Genomic DNA, 20,466 nt, shown 5'->3' on the forward strand with positions numbered 1-20,466 from the left:
CCGGGCTACTTCAGCTTGCCTCCCGTGAGTGCCCCAGGCCCCTTGCCCCCGGCTTGGCCGGCGCTCTTGCTGCCGTCCGACAACCCCTGAATGGCATGTCCCGCCCGAATTCCAACCCAGGTCAGGCTTGCCAGCCAGAATCCTGGCAGCACCAGGAACATCGTGCCCGCGACGAACATCAAGAGCATGTCGCCGAACGCGTTGTTCAGCCCCACCAGTGGATCGAAGTTGGCGTGTGGCCGGTTCCAGCCGAAGCCCCAGCCATAAAGCGCATCGAGGATGGTGCTGTCGATCCAGCGCGCGAGCTGGAACCAGAAATCGACGAAGAACAGCGCGAACTGCACGACGCTCACGGTAACGACCGTCTTCAAGTCATAGGTGCCCACAACCAGCACCAGCGGGATGCAGATGACCAGCGCCATCTTGAGCAAGCCGAGCACCATGGGCAGCGCTTGGCGCACCACGTCCATGGCGGGAAACGCGGCAATCGCGCCGACAGCCATGCCGACGTCGCCCGTGGCCCGCGTCACGATGTTTGGCAGGGTCTTGTCGATTTGGCCGCCGTAGTCCGTATAGACGTTGCCCTGGTTCAGTTTCTGCTGCCGCGGCGAGGCGATGGTGCGGATTACCGAGTCGTCCACCTCGGCTCGGCTCAGAAAGCCGGCCCAGCCCGCCAGGCGATTCAGCAGGCTTGGGTCTACCTGCCCCAGCAGGCGTGCGCGCAGGCCATTGCTGCCATCGGCCCACCACTGCCTGCAGGACGGATAGCCGCCACCGCTGGCCACCTGCGCAAGCCCGGCATCACGGTTGCTGTCGTAGGGCCAGTCATCGCGTGGTGTGCTGGAGCGATAGCTGTCGTAGTAGCCGCCGGTGTCCGTGAAGAAGCGCGAGCCGATCCAGGTCACGTCGTGCATTTGTGTCTCATCGAGGTCCGGGCGCTGCATGAAGAGCTTGGCGCGTGCCGGTCCGTAGCAGTCCCGCGAGAAATCCGCCACTTCCTGAGCCAATACCGGGTCGTCGATGCGCGTCGCGTCGATCTCCATGCGCATCTGCCGCAAGTCGGTGCCGCAGGGAATCGCCGCCACAGAGGCACCGGTCACTGCTCGCGAGAGTGTGTGCATAAAGGCCCACCAGACGGGCACCTTCGCCGACTGGTTGTTGATAGTGCTGAAGGACTGCGACCAGCCGGTATCGGTGGGCTGCGGCACGCTGACTTGGCATTGGGCCGAGCGCGAGCTGTCGTAGCGGATGGTGTTGAGATCCACGTCGATGAATGGGATGCCGGCGAACATCACCACCACGATGGCGACGAACACCCGGTTCTCAATGCGCGCAGCCGAGAGCACGCCCTTGTTGCCTTCGTCGGCGCCCTCCGCACGGGCCTTCAGCCATTCCTGCACGATGATGGCAATGAAAGGCAGCGCGAATACGCCGCTCGCCACCAGCAGGGCCCAGATGCCGTTATGGACGATCCACGACACCAGCGTCAGGTAGTACTCCAAGTAGTCGGTGGTGAAAAGCGTCATGTCCTCGCCCCTTCAAGCGGCCTGCATCAACAGGCTGGCTTCCAGCGCCACAATGGCGGCGACGCCGGCGATCTCGCTGCGCAGCAGGCGCCGTCGCGCCTGCCTATCAGCCCCGCGTTGGGCCTCACGCGCCAGCAGCCGGCGGCGCATCCAGACCCAGCCGTAGGCTGTCGCGCCGTACAGGCACATCCGCCACACTAGAAAGTAGCCTGCCGTGGCCGCCAGCCACCGCTCCCAGTTGGCAACGCTGCCGACGAGATAAATGCCGACGATGTTGGCGCCCACAGCGGCGGCAACGAGCAACACCGTCCACAGCAGCGCCTTCATCGCGCGCCGGTTGAACAGCCAGCGCGGGCGCAGCCAGCTGGCACGCGACGGGTTCATGGGTTGCCTCCCGGATTGCCCTTCTGGAGCCGGTCGAGGCGGTCGGGAATGGGATCGCCTTCGTAGATGCCACGTGAGCCAGCCGCGCGTGTGCCATGGCGCTGGATGATGGCCATGGGCGAGTTGTTCGCCAGCTCGCGGCGCAGCTCCAGCTCGGTCTTGAGGTTGCGGATTTCCTGGTCGAGCGTGTCGCTCTCGTGGTTCACGGCCTCGACCGCCAACTGGTTCGCCGCGACGTTGGGCTCCTTCTTGCCGGTCAGCAGGGTGCGCTGGAGCAGCAATGCCTTCTCCAGCACCGACGCCAGCGCGACCTCCGAGGCCAGGCGCCGCGCCAGCAGGTCTTGATCCGGCTCGTCGCGCAGCGCCTCGATGACGCCGCGTGTGATGGGCAGCGAGGTGCTGCCAGCCGCACGCAGGTTCTCGAAGGTGGTGTTGCGCGTTCCCGAGACCAGTTCCTGCAAGGCTTCCAGCTTTGCCTCGTACTCCTCCTGGATCAGCGGCGTCAGCCCGACGCCGGGCACCGTTTCGGTCTTGGTGCAGGCATCGCAAGTGCGCTGCACCTGTTCGCCGAGAACCCGTGTGGCCCATTCGGTCGCCTGCTGTGGCGAGGTCCAGGTCTGGCAAGACAGACTCGCGCAACTGGCGGCAGCGATGGACGATGTGTCGGTCACGCTGCGGCCGTTGACCAGGTTGTAGCCTGCGCGGGTGACGTCGCCGACCACGCGGATGGCCGACTGGCCTGCGCCGCCCGCATTGCTACCACCCACCCAAGGCACGCCGTCGTTGCCGCGGCGCGTCTCCGCCTGTTCAATTGCCGACACGGCATCCGTGCTCGACACCGCATCGCGCAGTGCCATGCCTTCGGCCATCTGGCTCCAGCCGAGTTGTCCGCCCGCCGTGTCGGCCATCTTCTCGGCCATGGCACGGCAGGTCAGCTTGGAGCGGTCGAAATCCAGGCGCGCCTGCAGCACGCCGTTGGTCAGCAGGTTGTACAGGCCGGGATCGGCGCGCTGGATGATCAGCGCAGGCAGCGATGCCACCGCGCTGGTGGCGCTCTGGATCACGTTGCTCATGATCTGCTGAAAGCCGTTGGTGACGCCGTTGAGCTGGTTGCGCAGCGTGGTCTGGATGCTCATGTCGCCGCAGATCAGGTTGCTGTTCCAGCCCACGCCAACGCCGATCGAGCGCATGCCGGCCGCGCGGCCCATGGACACCGCGCTGCCGCCGCCAATCGAATACATCACTTCGTCGCCGATCACGGAGCCGCCGGTCTGAAATCCGGCCTGCGCCCACGCCAGGCCGCCGCCAAGAACGAGTGCGCCAGCCAGCAGCCCAGCCAATACCGTGGGACGCAGCAGGCGGCACGCCTTGGTGGAGAGGTTTGTCAGTTCAGGACGCTTCATCGCCGTACCCTCATTGGAAATCGACGCTGCCGAGGAATACCTGGCCGCGACGTTCGCAGCACGCATAGGGCCGCCACAGCGCCCAGGCGTAATCGCCCTGCTGCGCCTGGGTCAGGAAGCCGCTGCGCGGGAACACCGTGCAGGACGAGGACAGGACGGGCGTGAGTTCCTGCCACTTGCCCGTCGAGGCATCGCCTTCCATCAGCGCGCCGGCAGGCCAGTAACCGGGCCGCGAGTTGGCGAGCAGCGGCTGATAGACGTGAATCTGCCCACGGCGCGTGACGACATCGCCGGCGCGCTGGGCCACCACGGCGCCGGCCTTGTGGTCGTCGGCCTGGTGCAGGAAGCCGCCGCGTGGATAGACGTTGCCCCACAGGTTCATCGTGGTGCGCGCGCCGACCTCGCGCCTGCCCGGAATTAGTGCCTCCGGGTAGGCCATCTCCGGCACGTTGTAGCGCCAGGCCAGTGTGTCCAGGGTGCTGAGCAGATACGGCATGAACGCCGTGCCCGCGCCCTCGCAGAAGTAGCCCGACGATGAGACGAACTGGTTGAACACCTCGACGCCGGGATGGCCGATGACGTCCGCGTTCTTGAACTTGGCGAGATTGTTTTCGTGGTCTTCGTTGGTGGTGCCGTCCCCGCCGGCCTGCGCGGATGGGTTGGGCGCGCTCATCGCCCGGACTTCGACCCAAGGGTTCTCGCCGGTGTTGCTGTAGCTGGAGACGACCGCATCGGGGATGTAGTGGCGGACCTTGATGGATGTGCGCACCGTGCAGCCCGTCCAGGTGCAGTAGAGCCAGTAGCAGATGCCGACGACGCGGTATTCGAGGCAGTCCGGCGATGCCACTGAGCCAACGATGGTTGCGGTGTTGAGGGCGTAGCTGCCCGTGGCGCTGAGCAGCAGCACTGAGACCACGCCAGCACGCAGGCGGCGCATCCGCTCGAAGGGTCGGGTCATGGCTGCGGCCTCCGGTGTTGCTCGATGCGCGCGACGGCACGGGCCACGTCCGGCTCGCCATAGACCACGTAACGCTGATCCACCACGACCGCCGGGATGCTGGTGACGCCCAGGCTCCATGCGTCGGCGACGCCCTGGTATGCGGAAGCAATGCGGCGCTGGAGGTCGGCACCGCCGTTGTTCAGACGGCGCTTGACGATGGCCGTGGCCTGCTCAGGATCGGCGGGCAGCTGTGCGGAAAGCTCGGCTTCGATGCGCGGGCCTTCATCCAACTCGATAAACCGCTCGCCACCCATGGTCTTGACCGGGTGGCGGCTGTCGGTGACGACCACCACATCGGCGGCGAAGGTGGCTGGGCTGAAAACGGCCAAGGATGCCGGCAGTGCAACGGCCAGGCCAAGGGTTCGCCAGCCGGATGCGAAGCGGAATAAAGATGCTGGCATGTCGCGTGCCCTGGAAGTTGATCAGAGCCATAGTCGAACGCGAACCCGCTGCCGCCCCAACAAACAATGCGCATCGCGGGCACCCCGCATACCTGTTCGGTGCTGCCGCATGGAAAAAAGCGGAGGCCGAAGCCCCCGCTGTGATCAGTGAACCACGGGCCTTCCTACAAAAGACCAGACTCGGCGAACGAGTACGGTGTGCCCTGACCAATCACGAAATGGTCAAGTACCCGCACGTCGATAAGCGCCAAGGCCGTCTTCAACTGCTCGGTCAGCAAGCGATCCGCATTGGATGGCTCGGTGGTGCCCGAGGGGTGCTGATGGGCGAAGATGACCGCAGCGGCGTTCAGTTGCAAAGCGCGTTGCAGCACGACACGCGGATAAACCGAGGTCGCATTGATCGTTCCATGGAACATCGGCTCCACGGCCAGCACGTCGTGCATGCTGTTCATGAACACGACGACGAATATCTCATTGGGCTCGGCGACCAGCTTCAAGCGAAGGTAGTCCCTGACCGCAGCGGGCCGTTCAAGACGTGGCCCTGCTTTGAAAACCCGTCGCTCCAGCAACACGATGGCTTGCTGGACGATCCAGTCCTCGTTCTGAACAGAAATATCGGAAAGCGACTCCAGGCAGGAGTCATTGATGACGACAGACATGGCGAACCTCCAGGCAGGGAAATCGGAGGGCGCACATGCCCCTGGAGGGCAGGCCCTCCAGGGAATGGAACAAGGTGCATCCATCACCGCAGCAGCGGTGATCGTTCGCGGCCAAGATGCGGGGCGAACGGGTAGCGGTCAGCGCAGCGTGCTGCGCCGTAGCCTCAATGACCGCGGGCTACCTGGGCATGTCGCCGACGACGTCGGCAGGCATTTCCGATGTAGTAGGTGTGGCGGCGGGATCGCCGGCCGCGAGCATGTCCATGGCCGACAGCAAGGCATCGCCCTCGATCGGACCCTGCAGCAGGATAGCCTTGCCGGTTTCGCGATCGTGTAGCCGCAGCGACGGCGTGGCGGTCACGCCGCTGTTCGTGGCTTCCGCAGTTTGGGCGCGAATCGCCGCGTCGGGCCGCTCGCTCGCGATGCACTGCTCGATGGGTGGCGTAAGGTCGGGGTAGCGCAGGTCCTCGGGCAAGCCCTGACCGTCGCTGCGCGTGTGGGCATATACCCACTCGACGGCCTGCCAGAAGGCGGCATGACCGCTGGCTTGGCCCGCGCATTCCGCCAGGCGCGCTTCCGCGGACGCGGCCGGCTCATGCGCTGCCAACGGGAGGTGATGCCATTGCAAGGCCACGTCCGCATTGCCGGCCACCCAACGCTTGAGCACTGGGAAATAGGACCGGCAGAACGGGCATTCGAGGTCCGCGTAGAGCGTCAGCGTGAAGCGTCCTTCCGGATTGCCCATCTGCCACGGAGGCCCAGCCACCTGCGTCTCGCTGACTGGCGCTGAAGTCTGAGGCGTGGACTGCCCGGGCCAACGGGACACGAGCCAGATCAGCAGCAGTGCAACCAGCGCTGCGGCCACTGTCCAAGGCCAGCTGGGCCGCCAGTGCCGACGGCGGAACGCCTGCACCTGCATCGGAATGGAAGGACGTTTCTGTTCCATGGCGTTCTCCGGTGTACGGCAGATTCAGGGCAGGTCCAGGGTCGGCGACTCGATGCCACGTGCCCGGTCGATCTTCTCAGCCACCTTGAAGGCGGCATCCAGCTCGCTGACGCCGTGCTGCTGCATGAGTTGGTAGCGTTCTGCCTTCTCCTCGGGCTCGGTTTGCGCGAGCGCGAGGTAGAGACTTGGCGGCACGGCGCGGAACAGCACTTCCATGCTCTTGGAGAGGATGACGCCCTCGGTGAACTTGCCCGCTTCCTTGCGTGCGGAGAGCATCAGCGCCTTCTGCGCCGGCGAGAGTTCGCGGAAGCGCGCGATCTTCTCCACCTCGTCCGGCGGCATCGACAGGCACACCCACCACTCGATCATGTTGAGCATCGGCTCCGCTGCACGTGGCAGGTCGTCGATGTTCTGCGTCGCCAGCCAGAACCAGGCGCCCAACTTGCGCCACATTTTTGTAATTTTCACGACATAGGGCGCGAGCAGCGGGTTCTTGGTGATGATGTGACCTTCGTCGGTCACGTTGACGATCGGCCGTCCCAGGTACTGGTCGCGCTCGGCGATGTTGTTCACCGTGCTGATCAGGCTGATGTAGGCGATGGAGAGCTGCGCGTTGTAGCCCTCGCGGGCATAGGTCGCCAGATCGACCAGCGTGATGTCGGCCTCGGGCCACGGCGTGCCGTCGCGGTCGAACATCTCGCCGTCCGTGCCTTGGCAGAACATGTCCATCGCGTCCGCCATCTCCAGCAGCCGCGCACGGCGCATCTCGGGCAACGTCGGGTCCTGGCCACGGATGCGCAGTGCATTGCGCACATCGCGCGTGAGCACGGTGCGCTTCTCCGCCACGCAATGTTCGGCGGCGTCGAGGATGCACTGGCGGATCAGCGAGCGGTCGGCCCGCGTCATCCGCGCTTCTTCCTTGTCTTCGCCGCCCGTGATCATCAGCCGTGCCGTGATCTCCAGTTCGCCGAGCACGTCGCGCTGCTCATCCGCCTCCATGGCCGAGGCATCCGGTGGCTGGTCTTCGTCCAGGGCATCGGCATCGAGCGTCTGCACGTCGCTGGGCGTTTCGATCAGCCGGCGTGCGTCGGCGAACGGCGCCAGGCTGATGCCCGATCCGGGGGCCAGCTTGACCCGGTTCACGGTCAGGCCCAGGCGCCGCGCGAAGTCGCTGAACAGGCCGAAGCTGTTGCCGGCTTCCACGATGAAAAGCCGCGGCCGGTAGATGGCCGTCACCTGGTTCAGCAGGTTGTTGAGCGTGGCGGACTTGCCCGAGCCCGTAGGGCCAAACAGAAACAGATGGGCATTCATCTGCCGATCCAACCTGTTCAAGGGGTCGAACGTAATCGGGCCGCCTCCGCGATTGAACATCGTGATGCCGGGGTGCCCCGTGCCCTGGGCGCGGCCCCACACCGGCGACAGGTTCGCCGCGTGCTGGGCGAACATCAGCTGCGTGTACCAGCGGCGCCGATCCTTGCCGGGGTTGTAGCAGCACGGCAGCCAGCGCAGGTAGCTGTTGAGCGGCGCCACCTCGTCGTCCTCGCGCACCGGTTGCAAGCCGGCGTTGAGCATGACGTTCGCCAGGTCCAGGCCGCGCCGATCCAGTTCCGCCTCGTCGCGCCCGCGCAGGTAGAACGCCAGCGTGCCCCGGTAGAGCTTGTGCGCGCTGCCGATCAGGGAGCGGGCCTCGTGCACGTCCTTGAGGGTCTGCTCCGACGCCAGCGTCTCGCCCACGGCCTTCTTCGCCAGGTGGTTCAGATCCGATTCCAGGACATCCTGCGGCGTGGCGACCATCGTGAGACACATCAAGGTGTCCTCGGGCATCTGGTCGAACAGCGTGTTGATCGCGTCCCCCTTGCGGGTCTCGCCGGTCAGGTGCCCCGTGCCGGGCGGCATGCGCAGCCGGTCGGTGATCAGCACGCGGTGCGGCATGCCGTCGAAGTACCAGGCCCCTTGCGCCACGTCCGAGCGCGGCTGCCCGAAGAACAACCGCTGGCTGAAATCCCGCCCGCTCGCCAACTCGATCTCGCCGGCCTCGGTCTCGTCCGGGTAGCGCGCCAGCGAGTAGAAGCGCTCCCGGTCCTCCGCCCCAGGACCGAGCAGCGTGGGGCGCGGGTTGAACCATCGCAGCAGCCAGTCGTGAACGTCCGCTGCAACCATGCGCCGGGCCTGGATGCCGGCATTCGCCAGCCCGCCGCACAGGCGATCGCAAACGATGCCCAGCATCTGCTCGGGTGTCTGGCCGCGGCGGTTTGCCTGTCCCTGACCGCTCGCGCGGCGGTACACCACCATGCGCACGCGCCGCGTCTGGCCGCGCCAGCGCAGCCGCGTGACCACCGTGTCCTCGAACAGGCCGCCGGGCTTGGCCACAGCGCGCATGTGGTGGCCGAAGAAGCGCAGGTAGAACTCGGTGAACGCCGAGCCGCGCGCACGTGGCTGCACGTAGTCGCGCAGCGTCTGCATGTACTGGTCGAAGCTCGGTTCGTCCTGGGCATAGAGCTGGAGCACCCAGGGGTTCTCGTCCAGTTCATCGAAACTGTCTTGGAGTGCGTTTTCCAGGGCATCGCGGGCGTGGGCGAGCCAGCCAGGCTCCCGGCCTTCGGTGCCCAGCGGCACCAGCTCGAAGAACGCCGCCACCGATTGGCCGTCCTCCAGGAGCATCGATTTCGACTCGGGCATGAACTCCACCCAGGGCAGCAGTTCCACGAAGGACGGCGCAACGTCGTACAGCGCCTGCTCGTCGGCCAGGGTCGCTGGCTTGCGGCCGTGGACTGCCGAACCGGGTTCGGGGATGCCGGCCTGGCGCAAGGCCTCGACGTGGCGCTGCCAGCTGTCCGGCTGCTCATCGCTGGCCGGGTTGCTAGAGCCGACGCCGGCCAGCTTCGGCCAGGGGAGTTTCCACCGCATCAGTAGTCCTCCACGCGCTCGCCCGGCATCGCGTACTGGATGCGCTGGTAGAGCGGGAAGACGGTCGTGTAGCCGGGCACCGGCACGGGATCGGTGCCGGCCAGGTGCGGGTACACGTACATCACGAGATCGGGATTGGGCAGGCGCTGGAACTGGCGGTGAACCTCATTGCGCGCGGTGCGCGTGTAGCGCATCTGCTCGACAGGTGCGGCCTGCACGTCGGCGTCGGTCAGGGGCCGACGCAGGCTCTGGCGCGCATCGAGCAACTGGCGGCCGGCGTTCCGTCCGGCTGCGCCACCGCCGTCGCCGGCCTCCTGCTGCCAGATGTCCATCATCGTGCGGTCACCGTGGGTCAACAGCTTTTCCTTGCTGGTGGCGCAGCCGGCGAGCACCGCGACGGCGAGGGCCAGTGCTAGGCCACGGGCCAGGTTAGTCAAGTTCAAGGGCATGGCTTTCTCCTGCGCGGTGATCGACCTTGCGGCCTTCGGGATCGAAGTCGATGGCGAGCGGCTTTTCGAGGTGGACGGCAACCTTGGCGCCGGGTTGGACATAGACGGCGGCGAAGGCTTGGCCGTAGAGCTTGTTGACCCAGGCCGACATGTCCCGGACACCGCCCGCGAGAATCTGGCCGACCGCTTCTTGGCCGGTGATGCCCACGGTGCCGATGGAGCCGTCCGAGCCGACATAGGACATGCGGCCGCTGCCACTCTCGATGAGCGAGGCCACACCGGCACCGGCCGCGGTGATTAGGGCCTGCGAGCCGAGGTATTGCTGGGCGTTGCTGCGCCGCTCGCCGCTGACGCAAGGAATGCCGTGGGGATCGCTGATCCAGCCCAAGCCGTCGCGCTGTTGGTTGTTCTGCTGGTTGCCCTCGCGGTCTTCGGGGATCGTGCGAATCGTGCCGTCGTTGAAGACGAACGTGATGCTGCGCACCTGACCTCGCACGCACGAGAGCGTCCAGTCGCCCGAGGCGGTGCCGCTGAACACGGCGCCGGCCACGTCGGGAATGTCGATGCCATTGGCGGTCAGGTTGTCCGGCCCGACCAGAACTTTGAACGGATAGGGATCGTTGACCGTGCCGTCGATCGGCACGCGGCCGATCAGGGCCGTCATCGCCACCGATCCCATTAGCGTCGAGTTGGTCGGCACGGTATAGACCGGCTTGGCATTCTTGACCCCGGCGGCGCGGGCGCCCGCGTTGGCCACGGTTTCAGCGGTGGTTTCGAGCGTGCTCTGCGCCGGGCCGAAGCTCGTGGGGAAGCTCATGCCGCCGCTCGCGCCACGCCCCCCGTTGCGCCCCTCGGCGGGCTTTGCGTCGTCCGGCTCGACCCACCGCACGCCGCCCTCCATGCCGGCCTCGTCGCCGCCCTGCAGCCCCAGGCCCACGGGCAGGTCCGCATGGCCGCCGCCGCGCCCGCCGATGCTGTCCAGGCGCCGCTGCAGGTCGGCGAGCAGCCCTTCGGTCTGCTGGCGCGCGCTGGCCGCCTGCTCTTGGTCGCGGCGCAGGTTGGACCGCTCGGATTCGAGCGCCGAGTTGATGCGCTGGTCGATGGAGTTCTCGCGCTGGCGCAGCCGCTGGTTCTCTTCACGCTGCGACTTGTTGTCCGAGAGCGCGGTCTGAAGCTCGGTGCGCAACTGCTTCACTTGGGCAACGAGCGTCGCCACGGTGTCGCGCGGGGTGTCGCCTTCGATGCCCAGCGCCTTCATTTCCTCGGGCGTGAGCTGGGCGCCGTTGTCCGCCGCGGGTGGCGCCGTGCCGCCTCCACCCGAGAACAGCCGGATACCGGCGAACAGCACCAGGATGGCGACAGGGATCATCAGCCACTTGAGCAGGCCGTTACTGCGCATGGCGGGCCTCCTTGGCGTTCTCGTCGCCGTCCGGCTGCGGCAGATGCACGGCAGGGTCGAAGCGGTGAATCGCCGGCAGCAGCGACTGCGCGAGGCCGCGGCCGCGCGTGACCAGGTACAGCACGGTCGTGTCCTCGGTCGTGCCGCGCGGGCCCAGCGCCTCGTGCTGGAAGGTGGCGGTGAGGAAATCGCCTTGTAGCACGCGCGGGTCGAGCGCGACCCAGTCGGCGCCGGTGTTGGTGAGGCGCACGGCAGTCACCCATTGGTCTTCCAGGCGCCACGACGCGAGCACGGCCGCGCGCACCGGCAGCGTTGGCATCAGTGTGTCCAGGTCGAGGTCGCGGGGAAGGTTGACCCGCATGACGCCCGGAAGCGGCTCGACGGTGCGCAGCGGTGCGTAGAGGTTCTGCGCGGCGAAGCGCGTCAGCACGACAGGGACCGGAGTTTCGCGCCGCGCGGTCCGCGCACCTGCCTGGCCCTGGGCGCGTGCCGGGGCCTCGGCACTGTCGGCCTGCTCGCCATAGCGTCCCGGTGCGCTGTCACCCTCGACGATGCGCACCGGCTCCAGCTCGGCTTCCCCGTCCTTGGGCGGTTCGGCTGCGATGTCCAGCAGGATCAGCGCGCCCGTGTCGGCGTCCTGCAGTTGCAACCGCGTGGGCTCGATCGGCTCGCTGGCACGCAGGTACACCGCGCCGCCCGCACTCTGCACGCGCAGGCGTTTGCCCACGCCTGCGGGCACGCCCACGCGCACGTTCCGGTCGATGAATACGATGCGTTCCTGACCGACCTTCAGCGGCACTGCCAGTGGCATGCGTTCCCAACGCAGGATCTCCACCGCCTGGACGACGGGTGCCGCGGCCACGGCCAGTAGCCCCAGCAGCGCGAGTACAGGATGCTTCATGGGGTGTTTCCTCCTTGAGGCGCTTGCGGATTCAGGTCACTCGGCGCCGGGCGCGCCGGCTCCGGTGCACTGATGCGCTGGGGCGCGCCTTCGTAGCAGTCCAGCGCCAGGCCGAACGGGTTGCGGGCGGGATCGACGTCCACCCGCGTGACCTTGATCGGATAGCGCACCAGGGTGCGTTTGACCTGCTCGGCGCCGTAGTACTCGTCCGCCGTGATGTCCAGCGTCACCACCCAGTCGCGATCGGATACGGTGCGCACGCGCGCCGTGGGGTCGTCGCCATAGCCGCGGCCGGGAATCTCGTAGATGCCGCGCACGCGCTGACGCAGCTCGCCCGTGGAGCGGCGGTAGTCATAGTCCGCCCGCAGGAAGGCCTGGCAGGACGGGGTGAGGTACGGCGAGAGCGTATGGAGGTTGCGCGAGTAGTCTTCTTCGCCATTGGTCGGCCAGCGGTTCAGCGTCTGGAACACGTAGAACGTGAACGCATAGACCGATTCGGGCGGCACTTCCCACCACTTGCGGGTACTGCCAGAGCGCAGGTCGGGCGGGACGTGGATGGTCAGGTCGCGCGGCGCGCTCCACCAGCCGCCGCCCATGACCAGGGCGACAATGACCAGCGCGCCCGCGCCCAGGCGCAAGGTCTTGATGTGCGCCTGCAGGTGGGCGATCTCGTTCTTGAAGCGGCTCATCGCATGCTCCTGCGGGTGGACCAGAAGCCCGAGCGCGAGATCAGCACGTGGCCGCCCACCCAGCCGGCCATCAGCGGATGGCGCGTTGCGATGCGCCACTGCAACTGTCGATACAGCCAGGTGTCGGGGCGCCCACGCTTGAGGCGGCGCAGGATGCCGCCGCCGATGAACACGCCCAAGGCCACGCCCAGGACAACGAACGTCGGTGCGATGGCGATCGTGCGGAACACCCACGAAAGCGGCGCGCCGACCAGCAGGCCGGCCGCGCCGGACAGGCCGCAGCAGATCCACAGCTCGTCGGCGGTGAGGCCGCGCACGACCACGGGATGGCGGTTGAGCCGGTGCGGAAGGAACGTGACCGTCCCGTCCGCACGGACGTGCTGCTGCTCGGACATACCGGCCTCGCTTACAGGATGCCGGTGGCTTCGGTGAGCAGCCAGATGCCGATCACGAGCAGCACGGCGCCGATGGCGACCGTGAGGCCGAATTGGCCCCACGTCTTGCGGCCGGTGTGGATCTCCGCGTAGGTGCCGTAGGCGTGGTAGCAGACGCCGATGAACATCGACGCCACCACCAGCAGGGCCACGAGCATGATGATGTCGTAGCCGTAGTTGCGGATGGTCTCCATGATGCCGTTGCCGGTGCCGCGCGTCGGGTTCTCCAACTGCGGCAGACCTTGCGCGAACGACAGTGCGGGCAGCGCGGCGGCGCCCAGGGCCACGGCGGCGCGCTGGGCAAAACGGGAAGTGAGGTTGCGGTTGTGCATGGTCGGGCCTTTCATGTCAGGACAGGAGGAAGAAACTCAGGACGAGGTACATCGCGACGAAGCGGATGCAGACGCCGAGGAACTGGCGCTGGTTGAGGCGGCTCTCGGACCACCCCACATAGGCCGTTCGGATGGCCCAGACGCCCCACACGAGCAGGACCGCGAACACGACGCCGACCAGGACGGTCGCCATCGCGGAAGGCGCGATACCGCTGTTGGCTTGAAATGCCGAGACCTGGGCGCCGTTCATTGCTCGCCCTCCGCAGTCGTCTTCGGCGATGGCGAAGCGGCCCGCTCGGTGCGGTAGTCGCCGGCCAGTTCGGAGGGGTCGCGCGGCTGAGCGCGTGATGGCGTCAGGTGGAACTGGATGCCGGCGCGCACGCGCGCCAGGTCAGCCAGCAGCCGTGGGTAATCGAAGTGGTAGCGCTCGCCCGGCTGGATGGGGGCATGCGCGGCGCTGTCCGCGACGGTGCGTTCCAGCGCGTCGAGCTGGCGCAGCGCGGCGACCAACTCCTGGCGCTGCGCCGGGGACTCGGCCAATGCCATCGGGGACTGGCCCAGCACGAGGGCCGTCACGAAAAAAGTGGGCACGCCGCGATGCGCGGCGCGCAGCCAGATCGAAGCCACCATCGCGCCATTCCTGTGTGATCAGCAATGGGTTGATCGTGGAGATCAGGGCTGTTTCAGGCCGCAAACAATAGGAACTGGCGGACGACCGGATTGGGCATGCTGCGAGCGAACCTACAAAAGCCCGGGTCGCGCTTCGATTATTGCGTTTTTCGAGTATTTCGAATATGATCGGCTCTGCAACCGTTTTCGCTTAGGAGCTACCCATGACCACCGCCACTGCCCAATCCAAGATGACCCTTCCCGCCGCGGGAGAGGTGAAGGCAGCCGTCCAGGGTCAACGTGCCTTGGCGGCTTACCTCGCAACCCAGTTCGAGACGCAGCACATCCAGATCTTTGATGACCACAAACAGGCTCATCAGGTGGAACTGCCTACCTCGGCTTTACGCCTGCTGGTCGACATCCTGGCCGAGTTGGCCGATGGCAATGCAGTAAAGGTGGTGCCCGTCCATGCAGAGCTGACGACCCAAGAGGCGGCGGACTTGCTCAACGTGTCCCGTCCCCATTTCGTCAAGCTGCTCGAAGATGGGGTGTTGGCATTTCATCGCACCGGCAAGCACCGCAGGGTGAGGTTCGCCGATCTGATGCAGTACAAGGAAGCGCGCGAGCGCGCCAGTGAGCAGGCGATGGCCGAACTCGCTCAGCAGTCGCAAGAGTTGGGAATGGGATACGAATGAGGCATTCCCCATTCACCGCCGTCTACGACGCGTGCGTTCTATATCCCGCGCCACTGCGGGATTTCCTGATGTGGCTCGGCCTGTCTGGCCGCTTCCGGGCGCGGTGGAGCCAAGCCATTCATGAGGAGTGGAAACGCAACCTGTTGATCAACCGCCCCGATCTCACCCGGGTTCAGGTCGACAGGACGTCGGATCTCATGGACCGGGCAATTCCGGACGGCTTGGTGGAGGGCTACGAAGCGCTCGTGGCAGGCCTGACATTGCCCGATCCGGACGACCGGCACGTCCTGGCTGCGGCGATTCGCTGCGGTGCGAGCGTGATTGTGACGTTCAACGAACGGGACTTCCCGAACGATCTGCTGGCTCCGTACGGCATCGAATCGCAGCACCCCGATGAGTTTGTGGACAACCTACTGGATCTGGACGCGGCCGCCGTGGTGTCGGCTGCGCAGCGCCAGCGTGCCCAACTCAAGCATCCGCCGATCGAGGTGGACCGCTATCTCGAAATCCTGCTGCGCCAAGGCCTTGTGCAAACGACCAAGGTGCTGGCGACCTATCGCACCATTCTCTGACCCGCCGAGAGCCACGGATGACCAAGAATCCTTCATCAGACGCCACTTTGCCGAAAGGCATCCATCGAAGCTGGAAGCTGCCGGACACGTCGCTGGGCGCCCTGTGGGATTCCATCGTCATGGACGAAGCTCTCAAGAAGCAGTTGCTGTCACAGGCGATCGTCAACTTCACGGTGCGCCCCAAGGTGGAGCGCACGGTACTCCCCCTGCACGGCGTGATCTTGTTGGTCGGCCCGCCGGGGACTGGGAAGACCTCCTTGGCACGGGGCTTGGCGCATCGTGTGGCCGAATCTTTTTCTTCTGCGAAGTTTCGATTGCTGGAAGTAGAGCCTCACACGCTGACGAGCTCTGCAATGGGAAAGACTCAACGCGCCGTGGCAGACCTGTTCTCGCAATCGATCGCAGAATCCGCAGCGGCGGGCCCGACGATCGTCCTTCTGGACGAGGTCGAAACGCTTGCGGCTGATCGAGCCAAGCTCAGCCTGGAAGCCAACCCGGTTGATGTGCACCGGGCCACCGACGCGGTGTTGGTGCAGTTGGACATGTTGGCCGAACGCAACCCGCATCTGCTGTTCGTGGCCACCAGCAACTTCCCACAGGCCGTCGACAGTGCCTTCCTATCTCGTTGCGACATGGTGATGGAGGTGCCACTGCCCGGCAAGGATGCCTGCAAGCAGATCCTGGTGGACTGCCTGAATGGCCTGGCAAAGACATTTCCGGGGATTGGCAAGCTTTCCTCGGCTCACCAGTTCGACGCGTGCGCTGGCGAGTGCGTCGGATTGGATGGTCGGGCCATTCGCAAGGTCGTAGCCAACGCCCTCGCGGCCGACCCGCAAGTGGCTATCGATCCGAACAAGCTTTCCGTAGAGCACCTGCGCAGTGCGATACGACAGGCAACGCAAATGCGCCTTCAAGGAGGGAAGCAAAAATGACCACCGTTGTCAGCCGGACGTTTCGCAGCTCGCCGCACCGCGATGCGTTGCAGACGTGGGATGCCATTGTCGAACTGCTCACTCAGGGCAAGGACGGCACGGCTCGCTCTGAACTCAGGGCCGTGGCGGGCGTGGCCGCCAGCTTGATCGCCGACCAGGCACCCAAGAGCGCGCCCATCGTTGCGACATGCGATGGACCACGGACCAGGATCTACTGCCTCTTCGACGAAGACGCGATCGATGGTGATGATGCCAACGAAGAAGTCTTGGGGTTCGAGCCGTTGAAGGGAGACTGGGGAGTCTCGCTGCCGTGTCCGAAGGAGCAGCTCGGCTGGGTGCAAACCGCGCTCAAAAAGCACAGTTCTCGCATCATTGCACGGGACTTGAGCCAAGGAATTGCCACGCAGGCGCAGGCCGATGCTGGACAAGCGCTGTCGCTCGACCTCGGAGGTTTCCTCAAGTCATGAGCACCGTCGCCACCTACTCGTACACGCACTCGGTTACCTATGTGACCGACAACATCCTCAAGAGCTTGAAAGACATCATCCTGCTCAGTGGGCTGGACCCCGAGCACTTCGCGGATCGCTGGGAGAGCAATACCCGAGCCATCAAGACGTGGCTCGGGACCGGTGATCTGCGCAAGGTGATTCTGGAGATCTACAACCCGGCAACCGACAAACTCGTGACCCGATGGGATATCGACATCGTGTATGGGTGGTCCGATGGCGACGGCAGCTTCTGGACAGATACCGAGCAGTTGAAGTACGCGATCAAGAAAGCTGGGCTGCTGCCATCGCAGGCCAAGTACAAGTTAATGCTCGATACAAAGCCAGGGCGGCCTGATGTGGAGGGGTGGAGCAAAGGAAGTTATCGCTCGACGGATGGAATGGTCAAGCAGAGCCTAGGCTCGACTGTCGAACACAGCGGCCTGGCGGGTCAGGCCGGATATTGGAGGCAACGCTGATGCTGTCGATCGATGAAGCTTTTCGCAAGTTCAAGTCGCGTCTGGAACTCAACGAACGCGAACAGAAGAATGCCTCGCAACGCCAGAACGAAGTGCGGGACTACCTGCAGACCAAGTTCGGCATTGCGCGCAGCTTCCTGACCGGGTCCTATGCTCGATACACGAAGACGAAGCCGCTCAAGGATATCGACATCTTCTTCGTGCTGAAGGACTCGGAGAAGCATTACCACGGCAAGGCCGCATCGGTAGTGCTGGATGATTTCCACTCTGCATTGGTGGAGAAATACGGTTCGGCGGCCGTGCGCAAACAGGCGCGCTCGATCAACGTGGATTTCGGTGTTCACATCGACGCGGAGGACAACACGGACTACCGGGTGGTCAGCGTGGATGCGGTGCCCGCATTCGACACCGGCGACCAGTATGAGATCCCCGATACGGCGTCCGGAAAGTGGATCAAGACGGACCCGGAGATCCATAAGGACAAGGCGACCGCAGCGCACCAAGCCTATGGCAATGAGTGGAAAGGTCTCGTGCGCATGGTGAAGTACTGGAACAACAATCCCAAGCACGGCGATCAGAAGCCGGTGAAGCCCTCGTTCCTGATCGAGGTAATGGCCCTTGAGTGTCTTTACGGCGGCTGGGGAGGATCGTTCGATCGCGAGATCCAGTCGTTCTTTGCCACGCTTGCCGATCGTGTTCATGACGAGTGGCCGGATCCCGCCGGACTTGGCCCGGCGATCAGCAACGATATGGATGCCGCGCGCAAGCAGCGCGCGCAGCAGCTGCTGTTCCAGGCGAGCCAGGACGCAAGCATCGCCATCGACCACGCGCGTCGTGGTCGCAATATCGAAGCGCTTCGCGCCTGGCGCGCACTGTTTGGCCCCAAGTTCCCACTGTCCTGATTCCATCGGCTTCCATACACGTCCCATCGAGGTACAGCATGTCCCAGTGGTCGCTTTCCCAGCTCCTGTCGTCCCTGCATGAAGACATCCAGCAGCGCTTGTCCGTAGTACGCAAGACCTTCGGTCACCCGGGTACGAAGGGGGATGCGAGCGAGAACGTCTGGATCGACATGCTGGATACCTATCTGCCCAAACGGTACCAGGCGGCGAAGGCGCATGTGGTGGACAGCCTGGGGAACTTCAGCCAGCAGATCGATGTGGTGGTGTTTGATCGGCAATATTCGCCTTTTATCTTCACCTACGAGAACGAGACGATCATTCCAGCCGAAAGCGTGTACGCCGTGTTCGAGGCCAAGCAGACGGCTGACGCGGGGCTTGTGGCCTATGCCCAGGAGAAGGTCGCCAGTGTGCGCAGGCTGCACCGCACGAGCCTGCCGATCCCGCACGCTGGCGGGACCTACCCAGCGAAGCCGTTGATTCCGATTCTGGGTGGCTTGCTCACCTTCGAGAGCGAATGGAGTCCTGCATTGGGCCCATCCATGGACAAGGCGCTGAACGCAAACCTCACCGAGGGGCGTCTGGACATCGGATGCGTTGCCGCCCACGGGCACTTTTTCTATGACCAAGCCAGCGGCGCGTACAGCTACACCAACGAAAACAAGCCGGCGACCGCGTTTCTTTTCAAGCTGATCGCGCAGCTTCAGTTCAGTGGAACGGTCCCCATGATCGATGTGGAGGCTTACGGTCAGTGGTTGACCAAGTGAGGGGTCGCTGTGGCAAGCATACGTTCGGAGTACCACCGGTTCCTGGCGCACTTGACGCAGCGGCACGTGCACGACGACGTGCGCCGGCTGGCGCACCTGGTGCTCGATCACCTGCAGCCACTGGCCGAGGTCGGTGCTGCACGCCGGGGGCGCTCCACGCGCTTGGCGCCGCTGGCCATCGCGCATCTGGCGCAGATGCCTGTCGCCTACGACGGGGACGCGCGCGGCCCCGAAAACGGGCCGGCGCTCGGGCGACTGCACCAGCTCGAAGTCGGGCCGTTTCGAGGATTCATGCGGCAGGAGACGTTCGACCTCAGCCATGACATCACCTTGGTCTACGGTGCCAACGGCACCGGCAAGAGCAGCTTCTGCGAAGCCTTGGAAGTGGCGATGCTCGGTTCGATCAGCGAAGCGCAGGCCAAGCGGGTCGACCAGCGGACGTACTGCAACAACGCTCGCCTGCGCCGCCACATCGTGCCAGTCCTGTCGTCTACGGCGGCGGGCGAGGCGCAGGCCGTCCAGCCCGACGAAGCTGAGTATCGCTTCTGCTTCATCGAGAAGAACCGCCTCGACGATTTCGCCCGAATCGCCGCGCGGACCCCGAGCGATCAGCGCCAGCTCATCGCCACCCTGTTCGGCGTGGACCAGTTCAGCGAGTTCGTGCGCGGCTTCAACCCCTCGCTCGATCAGGACCTGATGCTTGCCGGCGTGCAGGCGGCGCAGCTGGCGCAGCGTCGCCTGCAGTTGGCGAACTCCGAACAGACCATCGCCGCCTACCCGCAGAAGATCGCAGCGGTCGAGGGCCTGGAACAAGCTTTGGCGCAGCGCATGTCACCTGGCGCGACCTATCAAACCTGCGTGGACTGGCTGCTGGGTACGCCGCAGCAGCAAGGACGGCTACCGTATGTCCAGGCTCAGCTGGACGCCAACCCGCCTGCCATTCACGAGGTGACCCAGGCCCGCCTGCAAGCGTTGCTGGCAGAGGCCTACCGCGTCCAGGGACTGTGGCAAGCGTCTTCCGCGCAACTCGCGGCCCGCGCCGGCGAGGTGTCGTACGCGAAGCTCTACGAGGCCGTGCAAGCGTTGGCGGACGGGGCGACCGCGTGTCCGGCATGTGGAACCGAACTGGCCGCCGTGGCGCAGGACCCGTTCGCCAGGGCGCGAATGGGCCTGGAGCAGCTCGCGCAACTGGCCGTCCTGCAGCAGCAGGAGGCCGGGCATCGGACGCAGTTGAGCGAGGCGGTCCGAGCGCTGTGTGACGAAATGCGCCGCGTGGTGGCGGCGGCTGGGGTCGCTTGTCCTGCCGAATCGCAGGCCGCGGGCCTGCCACTGCTGCCTCCCACGTCGGCGGGCAATTGGCTCGGCGGCGGGGTGAATGGGGACCAGCGCGCCTGGCAAGCCCTCTTACGGATCGCACAGATCATCGAAGGCTTCGACGCGCAGGCGCGCGACGTGAATGCCCAGCGCGGCGCGATGGCCCAGGAGCGGGACCGCCTGCAGGGGTCCCCTCGTTTTCAGTGCAATAACTGGCGGTACGCAAACCCAGCGTTGGCGCGGGGGTGGTGTGGGTAGATCGTTGATTTCATTGCTTTTCCTGT

At 65.4% G+C, this 20,466-nt stretch carries 23 protein-coding genes and 1 pseudogene; 8 read left to right on the forward strand and 16 right to left on the reverse strand.

Translation table 11 applies throughout. From position 1 onward, the window contains the following. Nucleotides 1-5: 5 nt before the first annotated feature. The 16 genes from B7X65_RS21245 to B7X65_RS21320 form a co-directional block, all read right to left on the reverse strand. On the reverse strand, nucleotides 6-1,526 hold the full coding sequence (locus B7X65_RS21245; RefSeq protein ID WP_293596259.1) for a conjugal transfer protein TraG N-terminal domain-containing protein: 1,521 nt from the start codon (nucleotides 1,524-1,526) through the stop codon (nucleotides 6-8). Between the two features lie 12 nt (nucleotides 1,527-1,538). Further along, entirely contained in the window at nucleotides 1,539-1,910 is a 372-nt protein-coding gene (locus B7X65_RS21250) for a hypothetical protein (protein WP_014596088.1), read from the reverse strand. Further along, nucleotides 1,907-3,313 carry an integrating conjugative element protein gene (locus tag B7X65_RS21255; RefSeq protein ID WP_008266424.1) on the reverse strand — a complete coding sequence of 469 codons (1,407 nt, stop codon included), beginning with the start codon at nucleotides 3,311-3,313 and terminating at the stop codon, nucleotides 1,907-1,909. The genes B7X65_RS21250 and B7X65_RS21255 overlap by 4 nt, the downstream gene beginning before the upstream one ends. A gap of 10 nt (nucleotides 3,314-3,323) precedes the next feature. Next, nucleotides 3,324-4,271, reverse strand: a complete 948-nt coding sequence (locus B7X65_RS21260) for a TIGR03756 family integrating conjugative element protein (RefSeq protein WP_012205991.1) — start codon at nucleotides 4,269-4,271, stop codon at nucleotides 3,324-3,326. Further along, nucleotides 4,268-4,714, reverse strand: a complete 447-nt coding sequence (locus tag B7X65_RS21265; RefSeq protein ID WP_293596260.1) for a TIGR03757 family integrating conjugative element protein — start codon at nucleotides 4,712-4,714, stop codon at nucleotides 4,268-4,270. The genes B7X65_RS21260 and B7X65_RS21265 overlap by 4 nt, the downstream gene beginning before the upstream one ends. A gap of 164 nt (nucleotides 4,715-4,878) precedes the next feature. Beyond that, nucleotides 4,879-5,373 carry a DNA repair protein RadC gene (gene radC, locus B7X65_RS21270; protein WP_012205990.1) on the reverse strand — a complete coding sequence of 165 codons (495 nt, stop codon included), beginning with the start codon at nucleotides 5,371-5,373 and terminating at the stop codon, nucleotides 4,879-4,881. Nucleotides 5,374-5,551: 178 nt separating this feature from the next. Next, complete coding sequence (locus B7X65_RS21275; RefSeq protein ID WP_293596261.1) at nucleotides 5,552-6,319, reverse strand: thioredoxin domain-containing protein; 768 nt, start codon at nucleotides 6,317-6,319, stop codon at nucleotides 5,552-5,554. 24 nt (nucleotides 6,320-6,343) lie between these two features. Next, nucleotides 6,344-9,226 carry a conjugative transfer ATPase gene (locus B7X65_RS21280; RefSeq protein WP_042178564.1) on the reverse strand — a complete coding sequence of 961 codons (2,883 nt, stop codon included), beginning with the start codon at nucleotides 9,224-9,226 and terminating at the stop codon, nucleotides 6,344-6,346. Beyond that, nucleotides 9,226-9,675, reverse strand: a complete 450-nt coding sequence (locus B7X65_RS21285; RefSeq protein ID WP_042178567.1) for a TIGR03751 family conjugal transfer lipoprotein — start codon at nucleotides 9,673-9,675, stop codon at nucleotides 9,226-9,228. The genes B7X65_RS21280 and B7X65_RS21285 overlap by 1 nt, the downstream gene beginning before the upstream one ends. Further along, nucleotides 9,656-11,074 (reverse strand): TIGR03752 family integrating conjugative element protein, encoded by a 1,419-nt coding sequence (locus B7X65_RS21290; RefSeq protein ID WP_003109776.1) that lies wholly within the window; start codon nucleotides 11,072-11,074, stop codon nucleotides 9,656-9,658. The genes B7X65_RS21285 and B7X65_RS21290 overlap by 20 nt, the downstream gene beginning before the upstream one ends. Further along, nucleotides 11,064-11,975: a TIGR03749 family integrating conjugative element protein gene (locus B7X65_RS21295; RefSeq protein ID WP_293596262.1), complete on the reverse strand. Its 912-nt coding sequence runs from the start codon at nucleotides 11,973-11,975 to the stop codon at nucleotides 11,064-11,066. The genes B7X65_RS21290 and B7X65_RS21295 overlap by 11 nt, the downstream gene beginning before the upstream one ends. Continuing rightward, complete coding sequence (locus B7X65_RS21300) at nucleotides 11,972-12,664, reverse strand: PFL_4703 family integrating conjugative element protein (protein WP_293596263.1); 693 nt, start codon at nucleotides 12,662-12,664, stop codon at nucleotides 11,972-11,974. Before B7X65_RS21300 ends, B7X65_RS21295 begins: the two co-directional genes overlap by 4 nt. Beyond that, nucleotides 12,661-13,059, reverse strand: coding sequence for a TIGR03750 family conjugal transfer protein (locus tag B7X65_RS21305; protein WP_003105639.1), 399 nt, complete (start codon nucleotides 13,057-13,059; stop codon nucleotides 12,661-12,663). Before B7X65_RS21305 ends, B7X65_RS21300 begins: the two co-directional genes overlap by 4 nt. Nucleotides 13,060-13,070: 11 nt before the next feature. Beyond that, complete coding sequence (locus B7X65_RS21310) at nucleotides 13,071-13,430, reverse strand: TIGR03745 family integrating conjugative element membrane protein (protein WP_003090173.1); 360 nt, start codon at nucleotides 13,428-13,430, stop codon at nucleotides 13,071-13,073. Between the two features lie 16 nt (nucleotides 13,431-13,446). Then, entirely contained in the window at nucleotides 13,447-13,680 is a 234-nt protein-coding gene (locus tag B7X65_RS21315) for a TIGR03758 family integrating conjugative element protein (RefSeq protein WP_003050225.1), read from the reverse strand. Continuing rightward, nucleotides 13,677-14,060, reverse strand: coding sequence for an RAQPRD family integrative conjugative element protein (locus B7X65_RS21320; RefSeq protein ID WP_003120001.1), 384 nt, complete (start codon nucleotides 14,058-14,060; stop codon nucleotides 13,677-13,679). The genes B7X65_RS21315 and B7X65_RS21320 overlap by 4 nt, the downstream gene beginning before the upstream one ends. 203 nt (nucleotides 14,061-14,263) lie before the next feature. Between B7X65_RS21320 and B7X65_RS21325 the strand changes: the two genes are divergently transcribed. The 8 genes and pseudogenes from B7X65_RS21325 to B7X65_RS21360 all read left to right on the forward strand — a co-directional run. After that, nucleotides 14,264-14,734: a helix-turn-helix domain-containing protein gene (locus B7X65_RS21325; RefSeq protein ID WP_003050245.1), complete on the forward strand. Its 471-nt coding sequence runs from the start codon at nucleotides 14,264-14,266 to the stop codon at nucleotides 14,732-14,734. Next, nucleotides 14,731-15,306 carry a PIN domain-containing protein gene (locus tag B7X65_RS21330; RefSeq protein ID WP_003109777.1) on the forward strand — a complete coding sequence of 192 codons (576 nt, stop codon included), beginning with the start codon at nucleotides 14,731-14,733 and terminating at the stop codon, nucleotides 15,304-15,306. Before B7X65_RS21325 ends, B7X65_RS21330 begins: the two co-directional genes overlap by 4 nt. Before the next feature lie 17 nt (nucleotides 15,307-15,323). Then, complete coding sequence (locus B7X65_RS21335; protein ID WP_003105629.1) at nucleotides 15,324-16,238, forward strand: AAA family ATPase; 915 nt, start codon at nucleotides 15,324-15,326, stop codon at nucleotides 16,236-16,238. Beyond that, nucleotides 16,235-16,705 carry a type III CBASS phage resistance system CD-NTase-associated protein Cap8 gene (cap8, locus tag B7X65_RS21340; protein ID WP_003105626.1) on the forward strand — a complete coding sequence of 157 codons (471 nt, stop codon included), beginning with the start codon at nucleotides 16,235-16,237 and terminating at the stop codon, nucleotides 16,703-16,705. The genes B7X65_RS21335 and cap8 overlap by 4 nt, the downstream gene beginning before the upstream one ends. Further along, nucleotides 16,702-17,202, forward strand: coding sequence for a type III CBASS phage resistance system CD-NTase-associated protein Cap7 (cap7, locus tag B7X65_RS21345; RefSeq protein ID WP_003090159.1), 501 nt, complete (start codon nucleotides 16,702-16,704; stop codon nucleotides 17,200-17,202). Before cap8 ends, cap7 begins: the two co-directional genes overlap by 4 nt. Next, a complete protein-coding gene (locus B7X65_RS21350) occupies nucleotides 17,202-18,104 on the forward strand; it encodes a CBASS oligonucleotide cyclase (protein WP_003105624.1) in 903 nt (300 codons plus the stop codon). The genes cap7 and B7X65_RS21350 overlap by 1 nt, the downstream gene beginning before the upstream one ends. 38 nt (nucleotides 18,105-18,142) lie before the next feature. Next, a complete protein-coding gene (gene nucC / locus B7X65_RS21355; RefSeq protein WP_003050273.1) occupies nucleotides 18,143-18,868 on the forward strand; it encodes a CBASS effector endonuclease NucC in 726 nt (241 codons plus the stop codon). A gap of 9 nt (nucleotides 18,869-18,877) precedes the next feature. Beyond that, nucleotides 18,878-20,368, forward strand: a pseudogene (locus B7X65_RS21360) (AAA family ATPase); the annotation flags it as partial. Nucleotides 20,369-20,466: the final 98 nt, after the last annotated feature.

Source organism: Polaromonas sp. 39-63-25, assembly GCF_002278925.1.
Lineage (GTDB): Bacteria > Pseudomonadota > Gammaproteobacteria > Burkholderiales > Burkholderiaceae_C > Polaromonas.